Below are 749 nucleotides of genomic sequence, written 5' to 3' on the forward strand. Positions count from 1 at the left end.
GCCGAGGCCGAGCAGGGCGGCCGACGGTCTGGAGAGGCTGGTCCGGAGGGAACGGAGCATGGGGGCGGCACCCGGGGGGAGGAGCACGATCGCGCAGATGAATGCAAGCAAGTGAACGTTCGCCGTCGCGGTTACGGTTCCATTGCGGGCCGTCCTCCCTCCCCGCTACCCACGCTCCCCACACCCTCGAAAAGCCGTTCGGCCGCGCATCTGACGCAACGAAACACCGGGGGTCGCGCCGGGAGACCTTGCCAAGCGCGGCCGCGACCCCACCTCAAGGGCTCTCCGGGTCCGGGCCCCTCTGGCGGTTCGAGGCGTCGACCGCGATGTCGGACCCCTTCGCTGCCTTTGTGCTGACGCGGCACGATCGCACTGGAGGGCCCGCTTCCTTGCGCGTCATCCCGATTCCGTTCCCCCGTTCCACGGCCGGAGGCGCCGATGCCCGGCGCTGAGGCGACCCGGCGGGCCCTGCTCGTCGTCAACAAGAAGGCCCGCAACGGCGGGCTCGACCTCGACGCCGTGAAGGGCGTCCTGCGCCGCGGCGGCATCGAGCCGGTCGAGCCGCCGCCGGGCGAGACCGACTGCAAGGCGCTGATCCACGCCCACGCCGCGACCTGCGACATGGTGATCTTGGGCGGCGGCGACGGCACCCTCAACGCCGCCGCCCAGGCGCTCGCCGAGGCGCACCTGCCGCTCGGCATCCTGCCCCTCGGCACCGCCAACGACCTCGCCCGCAGCCTCGGCCTGCC

Annotated in this window: 1 protein-coding gene; it reads left to right on the plus strand. The window is 72.8% G+C overall.

Going from position 1 to position 749, the window contains the following annotated elements; genetic code table 11:
- Positions 1-438: 438 nt before the first annotated feature.
- Positions 439-749, plus strand: a 311-nt coding sequence (locus VQ03_RS29390) for a diacylglycerol kinase family protein (protein WP_048454474.1), incomplete at its 3' end; no start/stop codon positions are given.

Source organism: Methylobacterium tarhaniae (assembly GCF_001043955.1).
Lineage (GTDB): Bacteria > Pseudomonadota > Alphaproteobacteria > Rhizobiales > Beijerinckiaceae > Methylobacterium > Methylobacterium tarhaniae.